The 5,133-nt window shown below is 63.3% G+C and carries 7 protein-coding genes; all 7 read left to right on the plus strand.

Annotation, left to right across the window (positions count from 1 at the left end):
- On the plus strand, positions 1–376 hold a 376-nt coding region (locus ABYB95_RS16715; RefSeq protein WP_372659688.1), incomplete at its 5' end, for an ArsR/SmtB family transcription factor.
- 84 nt (positions 377–460) lie between these two features.
- A complete protein-coding gene (gene soxC / locus ABYB95_RS16720; RefSeq protein ID WP_372659694.1) occupies positions 461–1,732 on the plus strand; it encodes a sulfite dehydrogenase in 1,272 nt (423 codons plus the stop codon).
- A 49-nt stretch (positions 1,733–1,781) separates the two neighbouring features.
- Positions 1,782–2,885 carry a c-type cytochrome gene (locus ABYB95_RS16725; RefSeq protein WP_372659689.1) on the plus strand — a complete coding sequence of 368 codons (1,104 nt, stop codon included), beginning with the start codon at positions 1,782–1,784 and terminating at the stop codon, positions 2,883–2,885.
- A 91-nt stretch (positions 2,886–2,976) separates the two neighbouring features.
- Positions 2,977–3,309: a c-type cytochrome gene (locus ABYB95_RS16730; RefSeq protein ID WP_372659690.1), complete on the plus strand. Its 333-nt coding sequence runs from the start codon at positions 2,977–2,979 to the stop codon at positions 3,307–3,309.
- Between the two features lie 32 nt (positions 3,310–3,341).
- Positions 3,342–3,797: a thiosulfate oxidation carrier protein SoxY gene (gene soxY, locus ABYB95_RS16735; RefSeq protein WP_372659691.1), complete on the plus strand. Its 456-nt coding sequence runs from the start codon at positions 3,342–3,344 to the stop codon at positions 3,795–3,797.
- Between the two features lie 71 nt (positions 3,798–3,868).
- On the plus strand, positions 3,869–4,180 hold the full coding sequence (gene soxZ / locus ABYB95_RS16740) for a thiosulfate oxidation carrier complex protein SoxZ (RefSeq protein WP_372659692.1): 312 nt from the start codon (positions 3,869–3,871) through the stop codon (positions 4,178–4,180).
- 76 nt (positions 4,181–4,256) lie between these two features.
- The gene (soxA, locus tag ABYB95_RS16745; RefSeq protein ID WP_372659693.1) at positions 4,257–5,057 is read left to right on the plus strand and encodes a sulfur oxidation c-type cytochrome SoxA; all 801 of its coding nucleotides are present in this window, start codon (positions 4,257–4,259) and stop codon (positions 5,055–5,057) included.
- Positions 5,058–5,133: the final 76 nt, after the last annotated feature.

The following is a 5,133-nucleotide window of genomic DNA, read 5'->3' on the forward strand; positions in this document are numbered from 1 at the left end:
GCGCTACTTCAGTGTGCTGGGCGAACCCACCCGTTTGCGCATCCTGCACGCGCTGTGTCAGGAGGAGCGTTGCGTCAACGACATCATCCAGGCCACCGGCCTGGCGCAGGCGAACGCGTCGCGCCACCTGGGCCTGATGTACCAGGCGGGCATGTTGTCGCGCCGCCGCGAGGGTACCCAGATTTTTTACAAGCTGGCCGACCCGATGTATGTCGAACTGTGCCGCACGGTGTCGGTACAGGTTGCCGGCCGCATGGATGTTGCAGCCACCAAACGGGAAGGGGTGGTTCCTTTTCTCGCTGATGCGCCGCAAGCGCCACAGCAAGCGCAGCCAAGGCCGAAATCCATGGCCTCTCAACGCCAGCCGGCCCGATAAACGGAGCAGCCCGTGTCAAATGATCTGAGCGAAACCATAGGGCGGATACTGCCCGCGCCTGAAAATTTTCTGAGCGGTGAACAGATGGAGGCGGCGCGCAAGGCGCGTCGCAGCTTCATGGGCAAGGCGCTCGCCATGGGGGCTGGGGTGGCGGTCTCGGCGGCATCGGCTTCCCGCGCGCTGGCGGCCGATGGCGAAGATGCCATCTTGCAATTGCCCGCCCATTCCACCGGTCTGGGCATGCCGGTGGCCAAGAACCCCTACGGTGTGCCCAGCCAGTGGGAGGCGAATTTGCAGCGGCGCGAAAGTCCGGGCCTGACGCGTGTGCCGCAGTCCTCGGTGAGCTTCACGCCCTTGCAAGGCTTGTTCGGCATCATCACACCCAGTGGTCTGCATTTCGAGCGACACCACCAGGGTTGGTGGGACATCGATCCGTCGAAACACCGCCTCATGGTCAACGGTCTGGTCAAGCGCGAGCGCGTCTTCACCATGGACGATTTGATGCGTCTGCCCAGCGTGTCGCGCATCCACTTCATCGAATGCGGTGCGAATTCGGCGCCGGAATGGGGCAATGTGGCCTTGCCCTCGGTGCAGTACACGCACGGCATGGTGAGCTGCTCCGAGTTCACCGGCGTGTTGCTGTCCACGTTGCTGGAGATGTGTGGTTACGACAAGGCGGCGGCCCGGTTTGTGCTGGCCGAGGGCGCCGACGGATCGTCGATGACGCGCACCATCGCGATCGAACGTGCCATGGACGATGTGCTGGTGGCCTGGGCCATGAACGGCGAAATGCTGCGGCCCGAAAACGGCTACCCCCTGCGCCTGGTGGTTCCCGGCATACAGGGGGTGAGCTGGGTGAAATACCTGCGCCGCATCGAAGTGGGCGACCAGAAGTGGGCGACCAAAGACGAAGCCATTCACTACATGGACCACATGCCCGACGGCACACACCGCCAATACACCGGCGTGCAGGAATGCAAGAGCGTGATCACCACGCCCTCGGGCAGCCAGACCTTGCTGGACAAAGGCTTTTACAACGTCACCGGCCTGGCTTGGTCGGGCCGGGGTGCGATCAAACGGGTGGATGTGAGCGTGGACGGCGGGCGCAACTGGCGCACCGCCCGCCTGGAAAGCCCGCTGCTGCCCAAGGCGCTGGCGCGTTTCAACATCGATTGGGTGTGGGACGGCAAGCCGGCGGTGCTGCAAAGCCGCGCCATCGACAGCACCGGCTATGTGCAACCCAAGATCAACCAGTTGCGGGCCGTGCGCGGCACGCGCTCGGTCTACCACCAGAACGCGATCCAGTCGTGGCTGGTGTCCGAGAACGGTGAAGTATCCAACGTGCAGGTGTATTGAGATGAATCACCTCCCCCGCCGCGCTACGCGCGACCCCCTCCAGCGTGCAATGCCTGCGCCCCGTCCTGAGCTTGTCGAAGGGCGGTTGCGCGGCATTTTGGGCATCTTCCTCGCCGCGCTCGTGGTTGCCATCTGTGGCACCAGTGCTGCCCAGACCCCGCCGTGGCAAGACATCGGTCGCGCCGCCACCCCGGCCGAGGTGAAGGCCTGGGACATCGATGTGCGGCCCGACTTCAAAGGGCTCCCACCTGGGGCGGGTTCGGTGTCCATGGGCATCGGCGTGTGGGAGGGCAAGTGCGCCTCGTGCCACGGTAGCTTTGGCGAATCGAACGAGGTGTTCACGCCCATCGTGGGCGGCACCACCCGTGCCGACATCGAGCGCGGGCGGGTAAAGAACCTGGAGCCGGGTTCGAGCTACCCCCAGAAGACCACGCTCATGAAGGTGGCCACGGTGTCCACGCTGTGGGACTACATCAACCGGGCCATGCCCTGGAACGCGCCCAAGACGCTCCAGACCAACGAGGTCTACAGCGTGGTGGCCTACCTCTTGAATCTGGCCGAGGTCGTACCCGCCGATTTCACCTTGAGCGACCAGAACATTGCCGATGTGCAAAAGCGCATGCCCAACCGCAACGGCATGGTGTTTTACGAGCCGCTTTGGCGGGCCGACGGCCAGGGCGACGTGAAGAACGTGGCCTGCATGAAGAACTGCCCGGTGGACCCGACCATCCACTCGTCCTTGCCTGCTTTTGCGCGCGACGCACACGGCAACATCCAGCAGCAAAACCGCCTCATCGGACCGGTGCGCGGAGCCGACACCACGCGGCCACCACCTCTTGGTCTGACCGGTGCTGTCGCCGCGTCGCCGGTCTCTGTGGTGGCTGCTGCACCCGCTGGTGGTGATGTGAAAGCCTTGCTGAGCGCCAACAGCTGCACCGCTTGCCACGGCATGGCGAACAAAATCGTGGGTCCGGGCTTTGCCGAGGTGGCCGCGAAACACGCGGGCAAGACCGACCTGGTGGCTTACCTCGCAGCCAAAATCCGCGCCGGCGGCAGTGGCGTGTACGGCGCGGTCGCGATGCCGGCGCAGCCCCAACTGTCACCGGAAGAGGCCACCGCCATTGCACGCTGGATCGCCAGCGGAGCACGGTGATGCGGGCATTCCAACTCCTATAGTTTCATATATCAGCATTTACTCGTAAACCCCATGGGCGCACCCGCCTAGGAGACCTTAAGCTATGAAGATGGATGTCAAACAACTCGCGCTGGCCACCGTGGTTCTGCTGGCTTCAGCAGGCGCACAGGCGCTGGATGCGGCGGCGGCCAAAGCGCTGGCGGGCCAGAGCGCTTGTCTGGGCTGCCATGCCGTGGACAAGAAACTGGTCGGGCCGTCCTACAAGACCGTGGCGGCCCAGCACCAGGGACAGGCAGACGCTTTGGACAAGGTGGCTGCCCGCATAAAATCCGGCGGTTCCGGCTTGTACGGTGCCGTGCCCATGCCGGCCCAACCCCAGCTCAAGGACAATGAGCTGAAACTGCTCGCCGCCTGGATTCTGACCGGTGCGCCCGACCAATGATTCCGCCTCGCCCATTTTTTCAGGAGCCTCACATGAACCCTTCACGCCGCACCGCCCTCAAGACCACGAGCGCTTTCGCCACCCTCGTGTCGCTGGGCATCGTCACACAAAGCCAGGCGCAGGCCGCGGTCGATCGCGCCGGCTTCCAGGTCAAGACGCTTGCCGACGCGCTCAAGGCCATTGGCGGCACGCCCGCGGCCAGCGACCAGATCACCGTCATCTCGCCCGACATCGCTGAAAACGGCGCCGTGGTGCCGGTGGGTGTTTCCAGCAAGTTGCCCAACACCACCGAGATGTACCTGGTGATCGAGAAAAACCCGACGCCCCTGTCCTGCGGTTTCACCATTCCCGCCGGGACCCTGCCCGAAGTGCAGACCCGGGTGAAGATGGGGCAGAGCACCCATGTCGTGGCCGTTGTCAAAGCCGACGGCAAGCTGTTTTCGGCCAGCAAGGAAACCAAGGTGACGCTGGGCGGCTGTGGCGGCTGATCGCCGCGCACTGTCCAAGACACCCCGTTTGAATCCCCCACACACCGATCTTCACCTTCAGGAGTCCCACCATGGCTGATCCGATGCGCATCCGTGCCAACAACGCCGACGGCGAAACCACCGTCCGCGCCTTGATTGCACACATCATGGAACCCGGTACCCGCAAGAACGCGGCCGGCGAACTGATCCCCGCCCACTTCATCACCGACGTCGAAGCCACGCACAACGGCAAGGTGGTGCTGCAAGCCATGTTCAGTGGCTCGGTGGCACAGAACCCGTTTCTGTCGTTCAAGTTCAAGGGCGGCGCCAAGGGCGATAAAGTCGCCATCAAGTGGGTGGACACCAAAGGCGACACCCGCACCGACGAAGCGGTGATTGCCTGAGGCTTTGCCGTCACAAGATGGGCAGCCGCTGGCGCTGGCCATCTGGCCTTTCGTTTTTAGAAGAAGGAGACACCCGATGAAGAAGTCCGCCCTTGTCATGGCAAGCCTGTTGGTTGCAGCTTGGGGTGCTGCCCATGCCCAGACCTCGACCGCCGACGCCATTGCCAAATACCGCGAGATGCTGCAAGACGGCAATCCGGCCGAGTTGTACGAGATGAAGGGCGAAGAGCTCTGGAAGCAAAAACGCGGTCCCAAGATGGCTTCGCTGGAGCAGTGCGATTTGGGCAAGGGACCGGGTGTCATCAGCGGCGCGTTCGTGGAACTGCCACGCTTTTTCAAAGACACCGGCCGCATGCAGGACATGGAGTCGCGCCTGCTGACCTGCATGGAGACCTTGCAGGGCTTTGATGCCAAGAAAATCGCCGAGCTGGATTTTGGCAAAGGCGAGATGGCCAACGTCACCGCCATCGCCACCTACGTGGCGACCGCCTCCAAAGGCATGCGCTTCAACCTGCCCCAGGCGCACCAGCAGGAAAAAACCATGTACGAGGTGGGCAAGCGCCTCTTCTTTGCCCGCGCCGGCACGCACGATTTTTCTTGCGCCACCTGCCACGGCAGCGACGACAAACGCATCCGTCTGCAAGACCTGCCCAACCTGACCGGCAATCCGGGCGACGGCGTGGGCTTTGCCGCCTGGCCCGCTTACCGTGTGTCGAACGCGCAGATGTGGGGCATGCAATTGCGCCTGAACGACTGCTACCGCCAACAGCGTTTTCCCGAACCCAAGTTCGGTAGCGAAGCCACCATCGCCCTGGGCGTGTACATGGGTGTGAATGCCAAAGGCGCCCAGTCCATCGTGCCGTCCATCAAGCGCTGAAGGAGACCCCGAATATGAAAAACATTCTTTCCATCGCCGCCATGCCTGTGCTGGCACTGGCTTTGTCCGCTTGCAC

This window comes from Hydrogenophaga sp. (genome assembly GCF_041633695.1).
In the GTDB taxonomy this organism is placed as follows: domain Bacteria; phylum Pseudomonadota; class Gammaproteobacteria; order Burkholderiales; family Burkholderiaceae_C; genus Hydrogenophaga.

What these genes read in the sequence shown, in the direction of transcription:
- soxC (WP_372659694.1), top strand. Translation starts at nt 461, where the DNA reads ATGGAGGCGGCGCGCAAGGCGCGTCGCAGCTTCATGGGCAAGGCGCTC.
- ABYB95_RS16725 (WP_372659689.1), top strand. Translation starts at nt 1,782, where the DNA reads ATGCCTGCGCCCCGTCCTGAGCTTGTCGAAGGGCGGTTGCGCGGCATT.
- ABYB95_RS16730 (WP_372659690.1), top strand. Translation starts at nt 2,977, where the DNA reads ATGGATGTCAAACAACTCGCGCTGGCCACCGTGGTTCTGCTGGCTTCA.
- soxY (WP_372659691.1), top strand. Translation starts at nt 3,342, where the DNA reads ATGAACCCTTCACGCCGCACCGCCCTCAAGACCACGAGCGCTTTCGCC.
- soxZ (WP_372659692.1), top strand. Translation starts at nt 3,869, where the DNA reads ATGGCTGATCCGATGCGCATCCGTGCCAACAACGCCGACGGCGAAACC.
- soxA (WP_372659693.1), top strand. Translation starts at nt 4,257, where the DNA reads ATGAAGAAGTCCGCCCTTGTCATGGCAAGCCTGTTGGTTGCAGCTTGG.